At 68.1% G+C, this 18753-nt stretch carries 16 protein-coding genes and 1 riboswitch; of the genes, 8 read left to right on the forward strand and 8 right to left on the reverse strand.

Annotation, left to right across the window (positions count from 1 at the left end; translation table 11 throughout):
• Positions 1 to 128 precede the first annotated feature (128 nt).
• Positions 129 to 2054, reverse strand: a complete 1926-nt coding sequence (gene asnB / locus EGT67_RS12325) for an asparagine synthase (glutamine-hydrolyzing) (RefSeq protein ID WP_127916382.1) — start codon at positions 2052 to 2054, stop codon at positions 129 to 131.
• A 303-nt stretch (positions 2055 to 2357) separates the two neighbouring features.
• On the opposite strand from asnB, the gene ctaC reads away from it, so the two are divergent.
• On the forward strand, positions 2358 to 3422 hold the full coding sequence (gene ctaC / locus EGT67_RS12330; RefSeq protein ID WP_127916383.1) for an aa3-type cytochrome oxidase subunit II: 1065 nt from the start codon (positions 2358 to 2360) through the stop codon (positions 3420 to 3422).
• 35 nt (positions 3423 to 3457) lie between these two features.
• The gene (locus tag EGT67_RS12335; RefSeq protein ID WP_127916384.1) at positions 3458 to 3874 is read left to right on the forward strand and encodes a cytochrome c oxidase subunit 4; all 417 of its coding nucleotides are present in this window, start codon (positions 3458 to 3460) and stop codon (positions 3872 to 3874) included.
• 77 nt (positions 3875 to 3951) lie between these two features.
• Here EGT67_RS12335 and EGT67_RS12340 read toward each other — a convergent pair whose 3' ends face one another.
• On the reverse strand, positions 3952 to 5382 hold the full coding sequence (locus EGT67_RS12340; RefSeq protein WP_241565992.1) for a DUF1254 domain-containing protein: 1431 nt from the start codon (positions 5380 to 5382) through the stop codon (positions 3952 to 3954).
• A gap of 779 nt (positions 5383 to 6161) precedes the next feature.
• Here EGT67_RS12340 and EGT67_RS12345 point away from each other — a divergent pair.
• Complete coding sequence (locus EGT67_RS12345; protein ID WP_127916385.1) at positions 6162 to 6518, forward strand: hypothetical protein; 357 nt, start codon at positions 6162 to 6164, stop codon at positions 6516 to 6518.
• A 133-nt stretch (positions 6519 to 6651) separates the two neighbouring features.
• Here the strand turns inward: EGT67_RS12345 and qcrB are convergent, their stop codons facing one another.
• The 4 genes from qcrB to ctaE form a co-directional block, all read right to left on the reverse strand.
• Complete coding sequence (qcrB, locus tag EGT67_RS12350) at positions 6652 to 8298, reverse strand: cytochrome bc1 complex cytochrome b subunit (protein ID WP_127916386.1); 1647 nt, start codon at positions 8296 to 8298, stop codon at positions 6652 to 6654.
• On the reverse strand, positions 8295 to 9431 hold the full coding sequence (gene qcrA / locus EGT67_RS12355) for a cytochrome bc1 complex Rieske iron-sulfur subunit (protein ID WP_127916387.1): 1137 nt from the start codon (positions 9429 to 9431) through the stop codon (positions 8295 to 8297). Before qcrA ends, qcrB begins: the two co-directional genes overlap by 4 nt.
• Positions 9428 to 10300: a cytochrome bc1 complex diheme cytochrome c subunit gene (gene qcrC / locus EGT67_RS12360; RefSeq protein WP_206612361.1), complete on the reverse strand. Its 873-nt coding sequence runs from the start codon at positions 10298 to 10300 to the stop codon at positions 9428 to 9430. Before qcrC ends, qcrA begins: the two co-directional genes overlap by 4 nt.
• A gap of 64 nt (positions 10301 to 10364) precedes the next feature.
• Positions 10365 to 10976, reverse strand: coding sequence for an aa3-type cytochrome oxidase subunit III (ctaE, locus tag EGT67_RS12365; protein WP_127916388.1), 612 nt, complete (start codon positions 10974 to 10976; stop codon positions 10365 to 10367).
• Between the two features lie 126 nt (positions 10977 to 11102).
• Here ctaE and EGT67_RS12370 point away from each other — a divergent pair, with 126 nt between their 5' ends.
• Complete coding sequence (locus EGT67_RS12370; RefSeq protein ID WP_206612362.1) at positions 11103 to 11549, forward strand: hypothetical protein; 447 nt, start codon at positions 11103 to 11105, stop codon at positions 11547 to 11549.
• An 83-nt stretch (positions 11550 to 11632) separates the two neighbouring features.
• Entirely contained in the window at positions 11633 to 12727 is a 1095-nt protein-coding gene (trpD, locus tag EGT67_RS12375; RefSeq protein ID WP_127916389.1) for an anthranilate phosphoribosyltransferase, read from the forward strand.
• A 22-nt stretch (positions 12728 to 12749) separates the two neighbouring features.
• Here the strand turns inward: trpD and EGT67_RS12380 are convergent, their stop codons facing one another.
• Both EGT67_RS12380 and EGT67_RS12385 read right to left on the reverse strand, forming a co-directional pair.
• Entirely contained in the window at positions 12750 to 13025 is a 276-nt protein-coding gene (locus tag EGT67_RS12380; RefSeq protein WP_127916390.1) for an Lrp/AsnC family transcriptional regulator, read from the reverse strand.
• 8 nt (positions 13026 to 13033) lie between these two features.
• A complete protein-coding gene (locus EGT67_RS12385) occupies positions 13034 to 14836 on the reverse strand; it encodes a DEDD exonuclease domain-containing protein (RefSeq protein ID WP_241566025.1) in 1803 nt (600 codons plus the stop codon).
• Between the two features lie 386 nt (positions 14837 to 15222).
• Positions 15223 to 15388: riboswitch (cyclic di-AMP (ydaO/yuaA leader) on the forward strand.
• Between the two features lie 15 nt (positions 15389 to 15403).
• Here EGT67_RS12385 and EGT67_RS12390 point away from each other — a divergent pair.
• The 3 genes from EGT67_RS12390 (at position 15404) to EGT67_RS12400 (ending at position 18748) form a co-directional block, all read left to right on the forward strand.
• A complete protein-coding gene (locus EGT67_RS12390; protein ID WP_127916392.1) occupies positions 15404 to 16000 on the forward strand; it encodes a C40 family peptidase in 597 nt (198 codons plus the stop codon).
• 231 nt (positions 16001 to 16231) lie between these two features.
• The gene (locus EGT67_RS12395) at positions 16232 to 17284 is read left to right on the forward strand and encodes an NlpC/P60 family protein (protein WP_241565993.1); all 1053 of its coding nucleotides are present in this window, start codon (positions 16232 to 16234) and stop codon (positions 17282 to 17284) included.
• A 96-nt stretch (positions 17285 to 17380) separates the two neighbouring features.
• Positions 17381 to 18748, forward strand: a complete 1368-nt coding sequence (locus EGT67_RS12400) for a peptidase MA family metallohydrolase (RefSeq protein ID WP_206612363.1) — start codon at positions 17381 to 17383, stop codon at positions 18746 to 18748.
• Positions 18749 to 18753: the final 5 nt, after the last annotated feature.

Consider the following 18753-nt stretch of genomic DNA (forward strand, 5'->3'; position numbering starts at 1 on the left):
GTGCGGGCATTACGGTGGGACACGAGAACCTCCGAGCGGATGTGGGCCTTAGACAAGCCACACCCCACTCGGAGGTTCTCTTCACATCAAGCCGACACGCCCGCTACCAACGTCCTGGCCGGGTACACCTAGAGGCTGACGGGGTACACCGGCTCCTGGATCTGCGGCACGATGCGCTTCTCGACGAAGATGCCGTGCCACACCATGAAGCACAGGACCGTCCACAGCCGGCGGCTGTGATCCGACGTGCCCGCGCGGTGCTCGTTCAGCATCCGGGTGACCGCGGCCTTGTCGAAGATGTGGTCGGTGCCCGACTCGGCGATCTGCTGGTGCGCCCAGTCGAAGAGCTCGGTGCCGCGCAGCCAATGCCGCAGCGGAACCGGGAAGCCCAGCTTCGCGCGGTGCAGCACGTGCGGCGGGACGATGCCCTCGAGCGCCTGCCGCAGCGCGTACTTGGTGGTGTCCTTCGTGATCTTCTGATCCAGCGGCACCCGGGACGCGACGTCGAAGACCTCGGGGTCGAGGAACGGCACCCGCAGCTCGAGCGAGTTGGCCATCGTCATCTTGTCGGCCTTGACGAGGATGTCGCCCCGCAGCCAGGTGAACAGGTCAAGGTGCTGCATGCGCGCCACCGGATCCCAGTCGCGGGACTGCGCGTAGATCGGCGCGGTCACGTCCTGGTGCGTCCACTCGGGGCGGAAGTCGCGCAGCACGGCGCGCAGCTGCGCGTCGTTGAAGCTGCGGGCGTTGCCGTAGTAGCGCTCCTCGAGCGTCATCGAACCGCGGTTGAGCAGGCTCTTGCCGCGGGTGCCCTCCGGGATGCGCTCGGACAGCTTGCCCGCAGCGCGCCGCAGCGGCTTCGGCAGGTACTCGAAGGGCTTGAGCGACAGCGGCTCGCGGTAGATCGTGTAGCCGCCGAACAGCTCGTCGGCGCCCTCACCGGAGAGCACCACCTTGACGTGCTTGCGGGCCTCCTTCGCGACGAACCACAGCGGCACCAGCGCCGGGTCGGCGACCGGGTCGTCGAGATACCAGATGATCTCGGGGATCGCGGCCGCGAACTCGGCGGGGGAGACGACCTTGACCACGTGCCGGGCGCCGATCGCCGCCGCGGACTCGGCCGCGACGTCCACCTCGGAGTAGCCCTCGCGCTCGAAGCCGGTGGTGAACGTGATCAGGTTCGGGTTGTGCCGCATCGCGAGCGCCGCGATGGCCGTCGAGTCGATGCCGCCCGACAGGAACGAGCCGACGGTGACGTCCGCGCGCATGTGCTTGGCGACCGAGTCCTCCAGCGCCTCCGCGATCTCCCGGTAGCGGGACTGTTCCGACCCCGCGGCGAACGGCACGGCCGGGAACTTGGGCGTGAAGTAGCGGGTGATCTCGGGATCCTTGCCCGGGGTCAGGCGCGCGTAGCAGCCCGACTCGAGGCGGCGGATCCGGGCGTGCAGCGTCTCCGGCTCGGGCACGTACTGCAGCACGGTGTAGTGCTCGATCGCGCGCGGATCGAGGTCGGTGTCGATGCCGATGACGTCGGCCAGCTCGAGCAGGCTCTTCTTCTCGCTGCCGAACGCGGTGCCGCCCGTTCCGGTCGCGATGAACAGCGGCTTGATGCCGAACGGGTCGCGGGCGACGAACAGCTCGCGGGTCTCGGTGTCCCACACCGCGAACGCGAACATGCCGCGCAGCCGGCGGACCGCGTCGGCGCCCCAGTAGTGGTACGCGGCGACGATGGCCTCGCTGTCACCCTCGGTGCGGAACTGGGCGCCGTGATCCTTCGCGAGCTCGGCGCGGACCTCGAGATAGTTGTAGATCTCGCCGTTGAAGGTGAGCGCGTAGCGCTCCGGGTTCTCGGGCGGCCCCCAGCGCAGCGGCTGGTGGGAGTGCTCGAGGTCGATGATCGACAGCCGGTTGAAGCCGAAGATCAGGTCGTCGTCGTGCCATGTCCCGTGCTCGTCGGGGCCACGATGGCGCAGGCAGTGCATGGCCGCATCGACGCGCGCGACCGCGTCGTCGCTGGTGCCGTCGGTGGTGAGTAGTCCGAGCAGTCCGCACACAGCGTCCAGTACCTCGATTCAGAGTCGATTGTCGGTCGGAACGCGACCGCCCCGATGCGCGACGGCGAATTCCCCAGGGAAGTATGCCGCAGTTTCCGCGCGGGGACCGTCGGTGGACCGTGCGCGTGCATCGCGATCTCAGCTGAATCCCAGGTGGGAAGCGTACGGTGGAGGGTCGTTGGTCCCGACTCCAACACGGGCGCCTACCCGAGAGTGGAGGATCGGCGCCTTTGGTCTACGCTGCGTAGTAATTGGGCCTTCCCTTCGGGTGTGCCCTAGTGGAATTGCGGCGATCAGGAAGGCGTGAACGTGGCGCAAGGTCGGATCCTTCGGCGAGCCGGGCTGGCAGCATCTCTCGGCATAGCTGCCATGCTGTTGTCGGGTTGTTCAATCGACAATTCGGTGCTTCGCTTCGGGTGGCCATCGGGAGTTACCCCGCAGGCCGAACGTATGCGCGAACTGTGGACGTGGTCGGTCATCGCCGCCCTCGTCATGGGTGTCATCGTGTGGGGCCTCACCTTCTGGGTGGTCGTCTTCCACCGCAAGAAGAAGGACTCGCCCGAGTTCCCGCGTCAGACGGCATACAACGTGCCGCTGGAGCTCTTCTACACGGCCGTACCGTTCGTGATCATCGCTGTGCTCTTCTACTTCACCGTGGTCGTTCAGAACTACGTGACCGAGAAGAAGGACAACCCGAACGTCGTGGTGGATGTCACCGCGTACCAGTGGAACTGGAAGTTCGGTTACCGCACCATCGACCTCGGCGACGGCACCGCCAAGTACGAGGGCACCGATGAGGCCGCCACCGCGGCCGCACTCGCCGCGTCGAAGCCGGAGGGCGTCGACGAGCACGGCAACGAGAAGATCGGCCCGATCCACGGCAAGAACACGCAGGATCTGTCCTACCTGCACTACGACAAGATCGAGACCGTCGGCTCCAGCAACGAGGTTCCGATCCTCGTTCTGCCGACCGGCAAGCGCATCGAGTTCGTGCTCGCGTCCTCGGACGTCATCCACTCCTTCTGGGTGCCGGAGTTCCTGTTCAAGCGTGACGTGAACCCGAACCCGAAGGAGAACCACTCGGACAACGTCTTCCAGATCAGCGAGATCGAGAAGGAAGGCGCGTTCGTGGGCCGCTGCGCCGAGATGTGCGGCACCTTCCACGCGATGATGAACTTCGAGGTCCGTGCAGTGACGCCGGAGAAGTTCGAGAAGTACATCGAGGCTCGCAAGCCCGTCGAGGAAGGCGGCAAGGGCCTGAACACCGCTGAGGCACTGGCGTCGATCGGTGAGTCGCCGACCGCGACTTCCACCTCGCCGTTCTACACCGACCGCACCGTGCGCGAGGCATCGGTCAGCGGCAACTGACCCCCGAGCACCCCTGACCAAGGACAAGAACTGATATGAAGATCGAAGCCAAGCTCTTCGAGATCCTGACGGTGTTCTTCATTCTCGTCGCGATCGTCTACGGCGTCTTCACCGCCATGTCGCGCACCGGAATCGAGTGGGCCGGCCTGACCGCGATCGTCCTGTCGGCGGGTCTGAGCCTCATCGTCGGAACGTACTTCCGGTTCGTGGCGCGTCGTCTCGACACCCGCCCCGAGGACTACGAGGAGGCGGAGATCTCCGACGGCTCCGGCGATCTGGGCTTCTTCAGCCCGGGTAGCTTCTGGCCCATCCTGCTGGCCGGTGCCGCCGCGATCGCCGCTCTGTCGCTGGCCTTCTTCCAGCCGTGGATGATCGTCATCGCGGTGGTGCTGGTCCTCACGGCCGCCGCAGGACTGGTCTTCGAGTACCACCTCGGACCCGAGAAGCACTAGCTCTCGCCCAGATCGACGCCGAAGGCGCCGAACCCGACAAGGGTTCGGCGCCTTCGGCGTTCGCGTGCCGGAATCGGTCAGCCGCGCGGGAGCGGGGTCTCCTCGAGTTCGCTCGGCTGCCAGGTCTTCTCGAACCACGGTTCGAGGGGGCCGTAGAGCCGCAGCATCGGGAACCAGCTCTTGTTCGGCACGGTCTGGATCCAGTTCGCCTCCTTGCCCGCGGGCGCGGTCGGTCCGAACCACAGGACGAACGATCCGTCCGGCTCGGGTTCGACCGTTCCGGTCAGGCTCATCAGGCTCGGATACGGATTGTCCGTCTGCAGGAGCGACCGGGTCTGGGTGTCGTAGATGTCGACGGACCAGAAGTTCTTCGCCGGCGGATTCGGCGGCAGCGTGAGCCGATAGGTCCTGCCGCCGTCGAGGATCCGCCCCTGAGCGTCCTCGGCCGTGTAGGCGTACGCGGACCCGGCGCCCACCTGGGCGTGAGCCATCGCCGGGGTGATCACCGTGGCGAAGTAGTGGAACTGGGTGCGGGCGTCGAGCAGTCGCGCGTGGTTGTCGAGGAATTCGTAGCTGCCGCCGACGAACGCCTCCTTCCAGGACGATCCCTCGAACACGAAGCTGTCCGGGTTGCGGGGCGAGTAGACCAGCGCGCGGCTGATCCCGGCGGCCGTCTTCGCGGCGGCGTCCAGGATGCCGCGCAGACGCTCGTCCGGATCGAACTTCCGGCCGTGCTGGATCCCGATCGCGGCGAGTTGACCGGCCCGCTCGGGATCGAGGGAGTCGGCGGGCTCCTCCTGAACCAGTTCGTCGAGTTCCTCGAAGAACGAGAAGTCGTTCGCGTGCACGGTGTTGAACTGCTTGTCGGCGACGTTCACGAACGTCGTCGGCGGCGGGTCCGCGGCCTCGGTCAGCCGGTAGACGCGGGTCTGTTTCATCGCCTCGACACCGCCGAGCGCCCGGAGCACGACCCAGTTGGTGTAGGTCGGTGTCCGGTAGACGTAGTAGCCGTCCGGTTCGGCCCCCTCGTGGCCGGGCGGCAGGAACAGGTACTTGCCGCCCGCACCCTTGTCCGGGCCGGCGATGCCCATGTCGGCGACGTAGCGGAACCAGAAGTCGTCCACCACACACAGCGACTGCGTGGGCGGTTCGATGACCACCGGGCCGTCGCGCAGGTCGATGAACATCGTGCCGTAGGTGGTCTCCGTGTTCGGGGTGAGAAAGTAGCTACCCGAGTTCGCCCGGGGTTCGGTGAAGGCGACAATTCCCGGGCCGTCGATGCCGACGCTGCGGAATCCGGTGCGCATCGCCACCAGGGACGCTCCGGGCACCGCGTTGAGGAACACCTCGATTCCGCGCAGGAAGTCGAGCCCGTCGTACAGGGTCCGCGTGGTGTCCGGAAGCGGGACACCGTCGAAGAAGTCGAACGTGCCGATCGGTGTCTCGATGCTGTCCGGGACACCGACGCCGAAGGCTTCGGGTGTCAGCGCATTGCCGTGGTGCTCCAATGTTCCTCCTCGCACGACATGGGTCGGTCAGCGTGACCCTAGTTCCGCAGCACCGCCACCTCCTCACCCTTACGGGGTGACACTGATCCTCCAGCGGCTGGGCGTCCAGGATGCGGAGGTCCGTCGAATGCGCCGGACCGATCGTCCGAGCCCACCACGCGCCAGCAGTCGTGATGGGGCGCGGCGGTGTACCGGGATCGAGGGCCCTGCGGAAGTCTCGCGAGCCAACTGGCTGGGGCACACGAAGATCGCGTGAGTTGAGATTCGTCCGGGCCGCGGACATTTCGTAGGCTCCGATCGCTCGGAGGTGCAGCGCAAGCATCGAACTTGGCATACCGGCTAAACCAGCGACGCCAGCCGACGCGCCCGAGATCCGTCAAAGTAGCGAGGCGCGCTAGTCTTCGCTGCATCTCGCCGGTTGCCCCAGTGAGCTAGGCCCCGGCACCAGCGAGATGATCGACTCGAAGGAGGTCGCCCGAATCCGGGCGCCTACCAGCGAAGCGATCCGCAGCGCCGCTGAGATTCGACACCCAGCGACACAAGATCCACGACGTCGTCCGCCACGCGAACCGCCGCCTCTAGGTCGACAGGGACGCCTATGGCGCTGCGAGTTGGTAGCTGACCCCGGTGGAGGTCCTCGACGGGAACAGTCAACTCGACGACCGGTAGATCGTCATGGCAGCAGCCGGGTAACAGTGCGGACCGTTAGCCGGACGGCCGGGAGACGGCAGGACTACAGTCGGCCGGACTCGTCCTTCGACCGCGAGGTGGGGATCGCGATGAACCTGATCAAGAAGGTGGCAGCATCGGCGCTCGTCACCGGAGCGGTATTCGTCGGAGCCGGGACCGCGCACGCGGACCCGCCGCCGACCACCCAGCCGCCACTGACCAAACAGCAGGCACTCGACAACATGTTGAACGAGTTGGGCATCGGCTGGGAGCAGGGCGGCGCCGCGGGGGCCGCGACGGGCTCCGCGATAGGCCTCGGCATCGGCTGCGTATCGATGTTCCCCGGCAGCCTCGCCGGCTGCATCATCGGCGGCCCGACCGGCGCCGTCATCGGAGGCCTCATCGGTATCGGCAACGGCAACCCGAAGGCCCAGCAAGCCATCGAAACGTACCTGAACACTCCCTAGTCCGAAACACCCCGCAACTGGACGACCAGCTGAGGAGTCCTGGCAGGGGAGGGGAGCGGCGCCTCCACGCACACCGAAACGGGAAAGGCCCGAACCCGTGAGGGTTCGGGCCTTTCCCGTCAGTCTCGGCGAACTAGTGCGCTTCGCCGTCGCCGGAGCCGTTTCCGCGGTTGCGGTCCTGGTACTCCGTGAGAATCCGAAGCTGCTCGTGCTCGGCTGCGTGATCGGCAGCCTCGAGAGCCTGGCTCTGCTCGACCGGGTCGGGGGTGACCCAGCTGCCCGAGCCGGGCTTGCCGGCCGAACCGAGCTTGTTCATCTTCTTCGGGATCGCAGCACCCTGGTACTCCAGCGGGATCGGGTGGCCGTGATCGTCGACCGGGCCGAGCGGCTGGTGGATCTCGACGTACTCACCGTGCGGCAGGCGCTTGATGATGCCGGTCTCGATGCCGTGCTCGAGCACCGCGCGGTCGCTCCGCTGCAGACCGATGCAGAAGCGGTAGGTCACGTAGTACGCGAGCGGAGGCAGGACCACCATGCCGATACGACCGATCCAGGTCATCGCGTTGAGCGAGATGTCCAGGTGGTACGCGATGATGTCGTTGACACAGGAGATCGTGAGCACCAGGTAGAACGCGATGGCCATCGCGCCGATGCCGGTGCGGACCGGGACGTCACGCGGACGCTGCAGCAGGTTGTGGTGCGCGTCGTCCTTCGTGAACTTCTTCTCGATCCACGGGTACGCGATCAGCAGTGCGAACACGATGCCCATGATCAGTGCGACAGCGAACACGGCGGGGATCGTGTACCGGTCGAACAGGTAGATCTCCCACGCCGGCCACAGACGCGCCATGCCGTCGGTCCACATCATGTAGAAGTCGGGCTGCGAGCCGGCCGACACCTGCGACGGGTTGTACGGGCCGATGTTCCAGATCGGGTTGATCTGCAGGACGCCGCCCATGATCGCCAGGATGCCGAACGTGAACGCGAAGAACGCGCCGCCCTTGAGGGCGAACACCGGGAGGATCCGGACGCCGACGACGTTCTGCTCGGTTCGGCCGGGGCCGGGGAACTGCGTGTGCTTCTGGTACCACACCAGCGCCAGGTGGGCGGCGATGAGGGCCAGCAGGATGCCCGGGACGAGCAGCACGTGCGCGACGTACAGGCGCGGGATGATCAGGGTGCCGGGGAAGTCTCCACCGAAGATCAGCCAGTGCAGCCACGTGCCGGCGATCGGAACACTCAGCGTGATGCCGGACAGCGCGGCGCGCAGACCCGTACCGGAGAGAAGGTCGTCGGGCAGCGAGTAGCCGAAGAAGCCCTCGAACATCGCCAGGATCAGCAGCAGCGAGCCGATGACCCAGTTCGCCTCACGCGGGCGACGGAACGCGCCGGTGAAGAAGATGCGCAGCAGGTGCACGATGATCGACGCGGCGAACATCAGCGCAGCCCAGTGGTGGATCTGCCGGACGAACAGACCGCCGCGAACCTCGAACGAGATGTTCAGCGTGGTCTCGTAGGCGCGGGACATCTCGACGCCGCGGAGCGGCTCGTACGCACCGTTGTAGGTGACCTCGGCCAGCGACGGGTCGAAGAACAGCGTCAGGTAGACACCCGAGATCAGCAGGATGATGAAGCTGTAGAGCGCGATCTCGCCGAGCATGAAAGACCAATGGGTCGGGAAGACCTTGTTGATCTGCCGCTTCATGCCTGCCGCGAGGTGGTAGCGGGAGTCGACTGCCTCTGCTTGGGCGGCAACTCTGGATGGAGTGGTAGTGGTCACGGTCGACGCTCCCAAAATGCCGGGCCGAGGGCTTCGATGAAGTCACCGTTGGCGACGAGGTAGCCCTCTTCGTTCACAGTAATAGGCAGCTGCGGAAGAGCACGAGCGGCGGGACCGAAAATCGGCTTGCCGTACTGCAGCGCGTCGAACTGCGACTGGTGGCAGGGGCACAGGATCCGGTTGGTCTGCTGCTCGTACAGCGAGGTGGGGCAGCCGAGGTGGGTGCAGATCTTCGAGTAGGCGATGTAGTCGCCGTAGTTGAAGCTCTCCTGGCCCTTGCGCTTGACAGCCCTCTCGGCGTCCTCGGTGCGCAGACGGATGAGCATGACGGCGTTGCGGATACCGCGCAGCGCCTTGAACAGCTCCTCGTCGTTGCCACGCTCGGACTCACGGAACGGGAAGACCGTCTCCATGCCGCCGGCGTCGAGGTCCTCCGGGCGCACCAGCACGATGTCGTGCGGACGGCCGGTGTCGCGACGCAGGTAGATCGTCTCGCCCTCGTAGCGGGGGGTCCAGCCGGACACCCACAGCGGGGAGTTGTCGCCCTTGGCCCACGGGTTCTTGATCATGCCGCCGAGGGGCATGACCGACATGACGCCGATGGCGCCGCCACCGAAGATCAGGCTGCGCTTGATCATCTTGCGGCGGCCGATCGTCGACTTGTCCAGAGTGTCGGTCAGCTGGGCCCCGAGGGTCCGCTTGTCGACCTCGGCCGAACCGCCGTCGTGGCGGTCCTGGATCGAGACCTCTTCGGGGATGAACTTCTTGGTGAACTTCACCGCGCCGACGCCGACACCGAGGATCGCGAGACCCATCGTGAAGCCGATCAGCGGGGTGTACAGGTTGTACGCCCAGTAGGTGTCGTCGCCCTCGCCGGCCCACTCCCACGGCCAGAACAGGAAGATGCCGATGAAGGCGAGCGCCGAGATGCCGGCGAGGATGAACCAGAAGGCCACCGAGCGCTCAGCGCGCTTCTCGGCCTTGGTGCCCTCGACCGCCCAGCGATCCTTCTGGAACGCCACATCGACGCCGTCGAGATTGGTACCGAGCTCGACGAGTTCGTCCCGGCTCATCCGGTCGAGTTCGTCGTCCGTGTACTTCTTCGGCGTGCCGCCGCTGCCGGCGTCGCTCATGACCTTGCTCCGATCCACAGTGCTGCGCCGACGACTGCGACGATGCCGATGACCCACATTGCGAGACCCTCGGAACCCGGTCCGATGCCACCGAGGCCGTAGCCACCGGGGTTCTTGGCCTCACTCGACTGCTTGACGTAGGCGATGATGTCCTTCTTCTCCTCGAGCGTCAGCTGACGATCGGAGAACTTGGGCATGTTCTGGGGGCCCGTGACCATGGCGGCGTAGATCTGCTGCTCGCTGGCCGGGTCCAGAACGGGGGCGTACTTGCCGGAGGACAGCGCGCCGCCGCGTCCGGTGAAGTTGTGGCACGACGCGCAGTTCATGCGGAACAGCTCGCTACCGCGCGCGACGTCGCCGCCACGCAGCGACGACTGTGCGATCTCGCCGTTCTCGTCACGGACGAGGGTCGGGCCGCCGCCCTGCGACTGGACGTAGGCGCCGATGGCGTCGGTCTGGCGGGCGTCGAACTTGGCGGGCTTGCGGGCAGCCTGCGCCTCGTTGCGGGCGGCCGGCATACGACCGGACGACACCTGGAAGTACACGGCGGCTTCGCCGACACCGATCAGGCTGGGGCCGCGGTCCTGGACACCCTGCAGGTTCGCGCCGTGGCACGTGATGCAGGAGGTGTCGTAGAGCTGCTTGCCTTCGCGGATCAGCGCTGCGGAATCGTCGCTCGCGGTGGCGACCTGCGGAGCAGGCGTCAGAGCGGAGGCGAGGAATCCGGCGCTCACGAGTCCCAGCATGAGGATCAGCGCGCCGGTGACGCGCCGACGCAGCTTGCGCTGGCGGCGCGCCTTGGCGGCGGAACCTGCTGTGGTGCGGTTGGGCATGTCACCCTCGATTGCGGGAGGGGGGGATGAACTCATCTGTATCCCTTTGGGTATGTCGGGACGACTGAAGCGTCAGGGGGCTGCCTGGTCGTTCAGCTGGCTAACGGATGAAATAAATCGTGGCGAACAGGCCGATCCACACAATGTCGACGAAGTGCCAGTAGTACGAAACGACGATCGCCGCAGTGGCCTGTGCAGGCGTGAACTTGCTGACCTTGGTGCGGACGATCAAGAAGACGAACGCGATCAGACCGCCGATGACGTGCAGTCCGTGGAAGCCGGTCGTCATGTAGAAGACCGATCCGTACACGCTGCTCGAAATCGTCGTGCCCTCGTGCACCAGGTGGTAGTACTCGTAGCCCTGGCCGAGCACGAAGAACGTGCCCATGGCAAGGGTGAGCAAGTACCAACGCCGGAGACCGAAGACGTCGCCCTTCTCAGCCGCGAAGACACCCATCTGGCAGGTGAAGGAAGACGCGATCAGCACCAGCGTGACCGGCACGGCCAACGTGAGATTCAGCTCCGTCGGCTCCGGTGGCCAGTTCCCATTCGCCTGTGCTCGTGCAACGAAATACATGGCGAAGAGCCCTGCGAAGAACATGAGCTCGCTTGACAACCACACGATGGTGCCGACGCTGACCATGTTTGGCCGGTTCAGCGAGTGCACGCGCTGGGTGATTGCCGATCCTGAAGTCCCTACTGCGCTCGTCACGCTGAGAAGTATGACGCTTCGTCGTAAAGGAAAGCCACCCGGGTCCTGTCTCGGCGCGTCGATGCAGGTCAGGGGTGGTTCCTCTGCGGTCGAGGCGGCCGTCGGCGGACGTGACAAAGTAGGCACATGGAACTCAGACGTGGAGTCGCTCGTTGGATAGGCGGAATTCTGTCCAGGCGCTCGGCCACGCCGCTCGATCGGACCCGCGCGGACCTCGTCGTGGTGGTGTCCGGATTCGACGACGTCGAGGCCTGCTCGACGGCACTCGAGCGCGGCGCCGCGGGCGATCCCGCATGGATCCCCGACGCCGAGGCGGTCCTCCGGCACCATCTCCGCCTGCCGGCCGCCGCGGTGGCGCAGGCCGTCGACATCGCGGCCCAGGACGGCTACGCGCCCGCCGGTGACCCCGATCCGGCGGACGACACCGCCGTGATCCTCCGGCTCGAGCGGGTGCAGGTCCTCGACGCCCTGCACTGCTCGCAGGAACGGTCCCGCATGGCGGGGCTGGCCCAGCGGCTGGACGGGACCGCGCTGGGCTGGGAAGCGCTGCAGCCGTCCGCGGCCGGTGAGTGATCAACGCCGCGCACGCGCGCACTAAGCTGCGGGACGACGGTGCCCACCGGGCACCGGGTGAACGGGCAGCGAAAGGGATCGCGATGGTGCGGCAGTCGGCAGCGCAGGGCACGGATCGAGTGGCGGGCGCGGTCGACCGGAGCTGGCCCGCGGTCCTCGGCGCCCTCACCGACGGCCGTGACCTGTCCGCCGACGACACTGCGTGGGCGATGGACGAGATCATGTCCGACAACGCGACGTCGGCGCAGATCGCGGCGTTCGGCGTCGCCCTCAAGATGAAGGGCCCGACCCCCGCCGAGCTGCGTGGCCTGGCCGACTCGATGCTCGGGCACGCCCGGACGGTGCCGGTCTCGCCCGACGTCGTGGACATCGTCGGCACCGGTGGCGACCGCTCGCACACCGTCAACATCTCGACCATGGCGTCCGTCGTCGTCGCGGCGTCCGGTATCCGGGTGGTCAAGCACGGCAACCGGGCGGCGTCGTCGAAGAGCGGCGGCGCGGACGTGCTCGAGGCGCTCGGCGTGCACATCAACCTCGGTGCCGCGGACGTGGCGCGGTGCGTCGAGGAGGTCGGCATCGGCTTCTGCTTCGCGCCGGTCTTCCACCCGGCGCTGCGGTTCGCGGGAGCCCCGCGCAAGGAGATCGGCATCCCGACGGTGTTCAACGTCCTGGGCCCGCTGACCAACCCGGCGCGGCCACGTGCCGGGCTGATCGGCTGCGCGTTCGAGGACCTGATCGGGGTGATCGCCGGCGTCATGGCCGAGCGCGGGAACTCCGCGCTGGTGGTCCGCGGCGACGACGGCCTCGACGAGCTCACGACGTCGACCACGTCCGTCGTGCACGTGGTCACCGGGGGCACGGTCACCACGCAGAAGCTGGACCCGACCGACCTCGGCATCACCCGGGTGCCGCTCGACGCCCTGCGCGGCGGCGACGCCTCGGACAACGCGAGGGTGGCGCGCGGGATCTTCGCCGGCGACGCCGGTCCGGTCCGGGATGCGGTGCTGTTGAACGCCGCCGGCGCGATCGCCGCGTTCGACGGACTCGAGGGGGGTCTCGAGGAGTCGCTGACCGCGGCTATGGAGAAGGCCGCCCGTGCAATCGACTCGGGGGCGGCCGCAGCGCTGCTCGAGCGGTGGGCGGCCTTGACCGTGGAGTTGGCGGCCGCCCCCCGCTGAGTCCCGCACGGACGGAGGCGGCCTACTCGCCGATCGAGAAGGCCGCCTCGACGTCCGCGCTCGAGTACGACTGGAACGCGATGTGGGTGGCGGTCTTGATGACGCCCTGCACCTTGTTGATGCGTTCGGTGACGACCTCCGCGATCTGCGCGTGGTTGCGGACCTTCACGATCGCGATCAGGTCGATGTCGCCTGCGCACGAGTAGACCTCGGCCACGCCGTCGAGGTCGGCCACTGCCTGTGCGGTCTCCGGGATCCGGTCGGCCTCGGCGTGGATCAGGACGATGGCGTTGATCATGTCGCTCCTTAACTGTGCTGACGTTCGTCGAACACAGTAGGCGGTTGGGCGGCCCGGGCGAGCGTGCACCATTCCTCCCACGATCCCGCCCCGCGGGCGGGTTCGTAGTAGCCGTGGCTGGTCCGCACGATCCGCACGCCGTCGGCGTCGAGCCAGCGGGCGACGAGCGCGAGTTCCTCGGGGGAGGCGCCACGCAGCGGTGTCTCGTCGGGGAGGACCGTCTCGGCGGACGCGACCAGGGCCTCGACGACCGGCATGGGCGCCACCCCGCGCCGCGCCACGCCGGCGGCCGCGAGGCGCCCGGCACGGACGACGGCGAACTCCCAGCCGCCCTCGTCGGAGCGGCGGGCGGCGACCAGTTCGTCGACGGCGGCGAGCGCTGCCAGGCGTTGCATGCGGCGCAGCGCCAGTCCGAGGGCGGCGGCGCGGTCGCGCAACCGGGCCGCGCTCTCGAACAGTTCGTTCGCCGCGAGTTCCTCGATGCGCGACCGCAGGTCTCGGAGCGGGGCGTCGTCCTCGCCCCGCAGCAGCGCCCGCGCCAGTTCCGGTGCGAGGCGGTACCCCTCCTCGTCGTCCGCGCGCGCGGGGCAGCCCCCGAGATCCCGGGGCGGGCACTTCGGGCCGTGTCGCTGTCCCTTCGCGATCCGCGTCGTGCACGTGCGGAGGCCGCAGAACTCGGCGGCCGTCTGGGCGACGTCGGTGGCGTCGGTCCGGGACCGGAACGGGCCCAGGGCGTCGGCGGTCGGGGTACGGACGACGGAGAAACGCGGGAACGCCTCCGAGGTGAGCGTGACCCACCATCCGCGCATGGGGAATTTCGATCGCCGGTTGTAGGGCGGCACGTGCGCCCGGAGCAGCCGCAGTTCCCGGACCCCGGCCTCGAGTGAATGGGCGCACTCGACGTGGTCGATCCGGGTGGCGAGCGCGACCATCTCCTTCATCCGCCCGCGCGTCTCGGAGCCGGTGAAGTAGGTGCGGACGCGTCGGCGCAGATCCACGGCCGTCCCGACGTACAGAACCTCGTCGGACGGTCCGCGGAAGAGATAGACCCCGGGGGTGCGGGGCAGGTGGCTGGCGAGCGTGCGCTTGGCGCGCTGCTCCGACGACACACGCGGCAGATAGTCGAGTAGCTCCGGCAGGCTGTGCACGCCTTGGTTGCCGACGCGCCCGATGAGGGCGTGGAGAACGTCGACGGTGGCCCGGGCGTCGTCGAGGGCGCGGTGGGTCGGCGTCGTGTCCGCGCCGAGCAGCGTTGCCAGCGCCGACAGCTTCACCGAGGGGGCCTCGTCCCGGCTGAGCACCCGGCGGGCGAGTTTGACGGTGCACAGCACCTGGAAACGGGGCCAGGGGATTCCGGCGCGCGCGGCGGCGGCCTTGAGGAACCCGACGTCGAAGCCGGCGTTGTGGGCGACCAGCACCGACCCGCGGGCGAACTCGAGGAACGCCGGCAGCACGGTGTCGATGCGCGGGGCGTCGCGCACCATCGCGGTGGTGATCCCGGTGATCTCCACGATGTACGGCGGGATCGCCCGTCCCGGGTCGACGAGAGTGCCCAGCTCACCGAGGATTTCACCGCCCCGAACCTTGACCGCCCCGATCTCGGTGATGGCATCGTTCTCGGAGCTGCCGCCGGTGGTCTCGAGGTCGACGATCACGAATGTGGTGTCGCGCAGCGGGGCATCCAGTTCGTCGAAGGTCAGTTGACCGTCGTCGGTCGAGCGGGCGGTGCGCGGTGGACTCACGCCCGTAGACACTAGGGCCGGGTACCGACAGGGCCGTTGGACCCGGTTCCGGGGCAAAGAGACGAGCATCACAGTGCCGAGTTTCGGTCGGCGCGCGCGAGGTTCGCGATCTGTGTTGTGCGAGAGCGGTTTCGGAGCCTGCCGTGAGCCCTCGGTCGCGGGCGGTCGGCGCGGTGCGTCGGTCCCCGGTGCGCGAGTGGAAGCGGTGGTGACCAGTGGTAACACCTGGTGCGGTCGGTCGGGTGCCGATCGGCGCGGCAGCGGGGCCGCGCCCCGGATCGCGGCGAAACCGGACCGGTTGTTATCCCGCCGTGATCTCTCGTCGCCCGAAGTGCGCCAAGGGCGGGCAAAACGGACCAACGGGGCAATTTCCGCGCGTTCGAATCGACATCACGGATGCGCTTTCGTAATCTTCTCGAGACCTAGCGGAGTCTGCCGCCCCACCCGGAGCGGCATCGCTGGGCCCGCCTAATCGAAGCCTCCTCGGAGGCGACGTGCCGGGAACCCAAGTTTCTCTGGGGTGAATCCCGTCGAAGCCGCGCAAGCGGTGTCGGCGGGTAGGGCTGATCTTCCCAGCCCGAACCCGTCAGCTAACTCGGTCGGCGGACGAACGGAAGAAACGGAGTTCTCTTTCTCGTGGCGTCATCTACTTTCAAGCGTTCCGCGCGACGCGCCGCCGTTGCCGGCGCGCTGGCCGTCGGAGCGGTCACGGTCACCGCAGCGCCGGCGCTGGCCGATCCGATCAACGTCCCGGGTGTCGGCACCGTCGAGGTTCCCGGTGTCACGCAGGCCCAGGTAGACGCCGCGATCGCGTCCGTCACTCAGGGCATCGGCACGGGCAGCGCCGCCGCCCTGCCGGCTCCCGTCGCCGCTCCCGCGCCCGTGATGAGCATGGGGGAGAAGGCGTTCAAGGCCGCCGAGACCAAGCTCGGTTCCCCCTACGTGTACGGCGCCGCCGGCCCGGACGCGTTCGACTGCTCGGGTCTGGTGCAGTGGGCCTACAAGCAGGCCGGCCTCAATCTCCCGCGCACCAGCTACGACCAGGCCGCCGCAGGCGTGCCGGTCTCGCGCGACGCCCTCCAGGTCGGCGATGTGATCTCGTTCTACGGCGGCAGCCACTCGGGCATCTACGCCGGCAACGGCAACGTCATCCACGCGTCGACCGCCGGTCAGCCGGTCAAGCTGGCGCCGGTGTCGTCGATGCCGTTCGACGGCGCGCGTCGCTACGCGTGATGCGCTAGGAGTCCTTGCGCGCGGGGCGGTTCCGACTTCGGTCGGGGCCGCCCCGTGTGCGTTCGTGGGTGTCCGACGTGAGTGTTATGTGGCATTCACGACGATGCACGTTTTGTCCTACTTCGAAGTAGACACGGACATATGCCATTCCGTAACCTGTTCGAGACCTTGCGGAACCCATCGCCGGTCTGTGCGGTGGAGACGAATCCAGAAACGGAGAGTCGCGCTGCTGTGCCCTCGCAGAAGATGAAGCGCTCGATGTGTACTGCCCTGGCGACGGGAGTCCTCTCCCTGACCCTCGTCGGACTGCCCGCCGCCTCGGCCGGCGCAGACCCCGTCGTGAACAACCCGACCGAGGCGTTGGAGCGGCTCGCGGAGCTGTCCCGCGAATCCGAGCAGACGACCGAGGCGCTGCACAACGCGCAGATCGACCTGGACGGCAAGCAGGCCGTGCAGCGCGACGCCGAGGCCCGCCTCGCCGGCGACCGCGACGCCCTCGCCGCCGCGCAGGCTCGGATGGATCAGTTCCGGCCCACGGTGAGCAAGCTCGCGGCCGCGAGCTACCAGGGCGCCCGCACCAACCGGCTGTTCGCCGTGATGGTCAGCGACTCGCCGCAGCAACTCCTGGACCAGATGTCGGCGCTCGACGCGATCTCGAACGAGACGTCGAAGGCCGTCTCGCAGTTCAAGCAGGCCGCTACCGACGCCGAGGCGGCCGCGGAGGCGTCGCGGGTGTCCGCGGACGCGGCACGCACCGCCACCGAGCAGGCCAAGGTGGTGAGCGACGAGCTGCAGAGCAAGCAGAGTGATCTGCAGAAGCAGATCGACTCGGTCACCGCGGCATACGACCGGCTCACCGGCGCCGAGCAGGCCCAGCTCGCGGGCACGTCGTTCCCGGCCGGGTTCGACGCCGGTCGCATCCTGGCCGGCCTCACCCCGGGGTCCGGATCCGCCGCGCTCCAGGCCGGGCTCAGCCAGGTGGGCAAGCCCTACAGCTGGGGCGCGACGGGACCCGACGCCTACGACTGCTCCGGTCTGGTCGTGTGGTCGTACCGGCAGATCGGCAAGACCCTGCCGCGGTCGAGCCAGGCGCAGGCGGAGGGCGGGATCCCGGTCGACCGGAGCGCCCTGCAGCCCGGCGACGTCGTGCTGTTCTACAACGACGCGTCGCACGTCGGCCTCTACGCCGGTGACGGAAACGTCCTGCACGCGTCGACGTACGGCACCCCGGTCAAGGTCGACTCGATGGCGTCCATGCCGTTCTACGCGGCGCGTCGCTACTGAATCGTTCGGCGACAGTCCGACACACGGTCCGCGAATGGACCCGATATCCCGGGGGTATCGGGTCCATTCGCGTATCCGGCTCCTACACTTTCGGTCGTGTCCGCTGAAGATCGCACCCCGAGCCCCACGCCGAAGCGGCGTGTGCGGCGGTGGGAGTGGGTGGGGCTCACGGGGCTGGGCATCGCCGTGGCGCTCGTGCTGTCCCTGACGGCGTTCGACCACGAGGCCGAGGTGCCCGACGTCCGTCGCCCCGCCCCGGTCGCCAATCCGTACGAGGACGGGCGACGCGCGGGTGCGCAGGCCGTGCTCGACGAGTGGGCGCGCGCGGTGCGGTCCGGTGACACCGCGGCCCTGCCGGGACTGTTCGACCCCGCTGCGGCGCCGGGGTTCCTGGAGGCGGAGATCCGGCGCGCGGGCAACGCATCCCAGGTGCCGTTCTCCGAATTCGGCTACGACATCGGTCTGGACCCCGAGGTCCCGGTTTCGTCGGACGTGGCCGACGAACTCGGCGCATCGGACGTGTGGGCGCCGACGGTGTACCTCCGATACGCGATCGCCGGCGCCGACGCCCAGCCGACGCGCAAGCCGGTGGCGCTCGTGCTGGCCCGTCGTGGGGACGAGTGGAAGCTCGTCAGCGACTCGGGTGTCCCCGGATCCGATCGTGAAACGTGGCGAGGTCCTTGGGATTTCGGCCCCGTGATCGCGCGCGTCGTGGACGGGGCGGAGGGGCGGTCGTCGATCGTCCTCGGCCACCCGCAGCAATCGGCGATGGTCGATCGCCTCGCGGGGGACCTCGGGGAAGCGGTCGCGCACGTCACCGACGTGTGGGGTCAGGACTGGTCCCGTCGGGCGGTGGTGATGGTCGCCGGGTCCCAGGAGGAGTTCGCATCGCTGGTCGGCACCGCACACAGCGGCGCCGACATCGCCGCGGTCTCGGTGTCGGACGCGGTCGACCAGCGGTCGAGGACCGCGTCCGGCCAGCGGATCGTGTTCAGCCCGGAGGCCGCCGACCGGCTGACGGACCTCACGCGCGTGTCGGTGCTGCGGCACGAGTTGACGCACATCGCCGCGCGGGCGGTCACGGCGGACGGATCGCCGCTGTGGATCCTCGAGGGTTACGCCGACTACGTCGGTTACCGCGGCATCGAGGCCACGTTCGGCGCCCTGGCACCGACCCTCACCGCCGCGGTGGCCCAGAACGGTCCGCCGACGGCCCTGCCGACGAACGCGGACTTCGGAGCCGGCGGTGACACCGCGCGCCGGGCGTACGAATCCTCTTGGTCGCTGGCTGCTTTCGTGGCGAGCGAGTACGGGGAGGATCGGCTGGATTCGCTGTACCGGGAGCTGGCGCAGGGAGAGGCCACGGCGGATCGGCTCGACGGCCGCATCCACGACGCGCTGGGCGTCGGTGCCGACGGGCTGGTCCAGGCGTGGGGCGCCTGGGTGCAGAAACAGCTGGCGTGACCCTG

Source organism: Prescottella agglutinans (genome assembly GCF_004011865.1).
GTDB lineage: Bacteria > Actinomycetota > Actinomycetes > Mycobacteriales > Mycobacteriaceae > Prescottella > Prescottella agglutinans.

Excerpts from the sequence above, each read along its gene's own strand:
- trpD (WP_127916389.1), top strand. The coding sequence starts at position 11,633 with ATGGTGCGGCAGTCGGCAGCGCAGGGCACGGATCGAGTGGCGGGCGCG.
- EGT67_RS12335 (WP_127916384.1), top strand. The coding sequence starts at position 3,458 with ATGAAGATCGAAGCCAAGCTCTTCGAGATCCTGACGGTGTTCTTCATT.
- EGT67_RS12370 (WP_206612362.1), top strand. The coding sequence starts at position 11,103 with ATGGAACTCAGACGTGGAGTCGCTCGTTGGATAGGCGGAATTCTGTCC.
- EGT67_RS12385 (WP_241566025.1), bottom strand. The coding sequence starts at position 14,836 with ATGCTCGTCTCTTTGCCCCGGAACCGGGTCCAACGGCCCTGTCGGTAC.
- EGT67_RS12380 (WP_127916390.1), bottom strand. The coding sequence starts at position 13,025 with ATGATCAACGCCATCGTCCTGATCCACGCCGAGGCCGACCGGATCCCG.
- qcrA (WP_127916387.1), bottom strand. The coding sequence starts at position 9,431 with ATGAGCGACGCCGGCAGCGGCGGCACGCCGAAGAAGTACACGGACGAC.
- EGT67_RS12345 (WP_127916385.1), top strand. The coding sequence starts at position 6,162 with ATGAACCTGATCAAGAAGGTGGCAGCATCGGCGCTCGTCACCGGAGCG.
- qcrC (WP_206612361.1), bottom strand. The coding sequence starts at position 10,300 with ATGAGTTCATCCCCCCCTCCCGCAATCGAGGGTGACATGCCCAACCGC.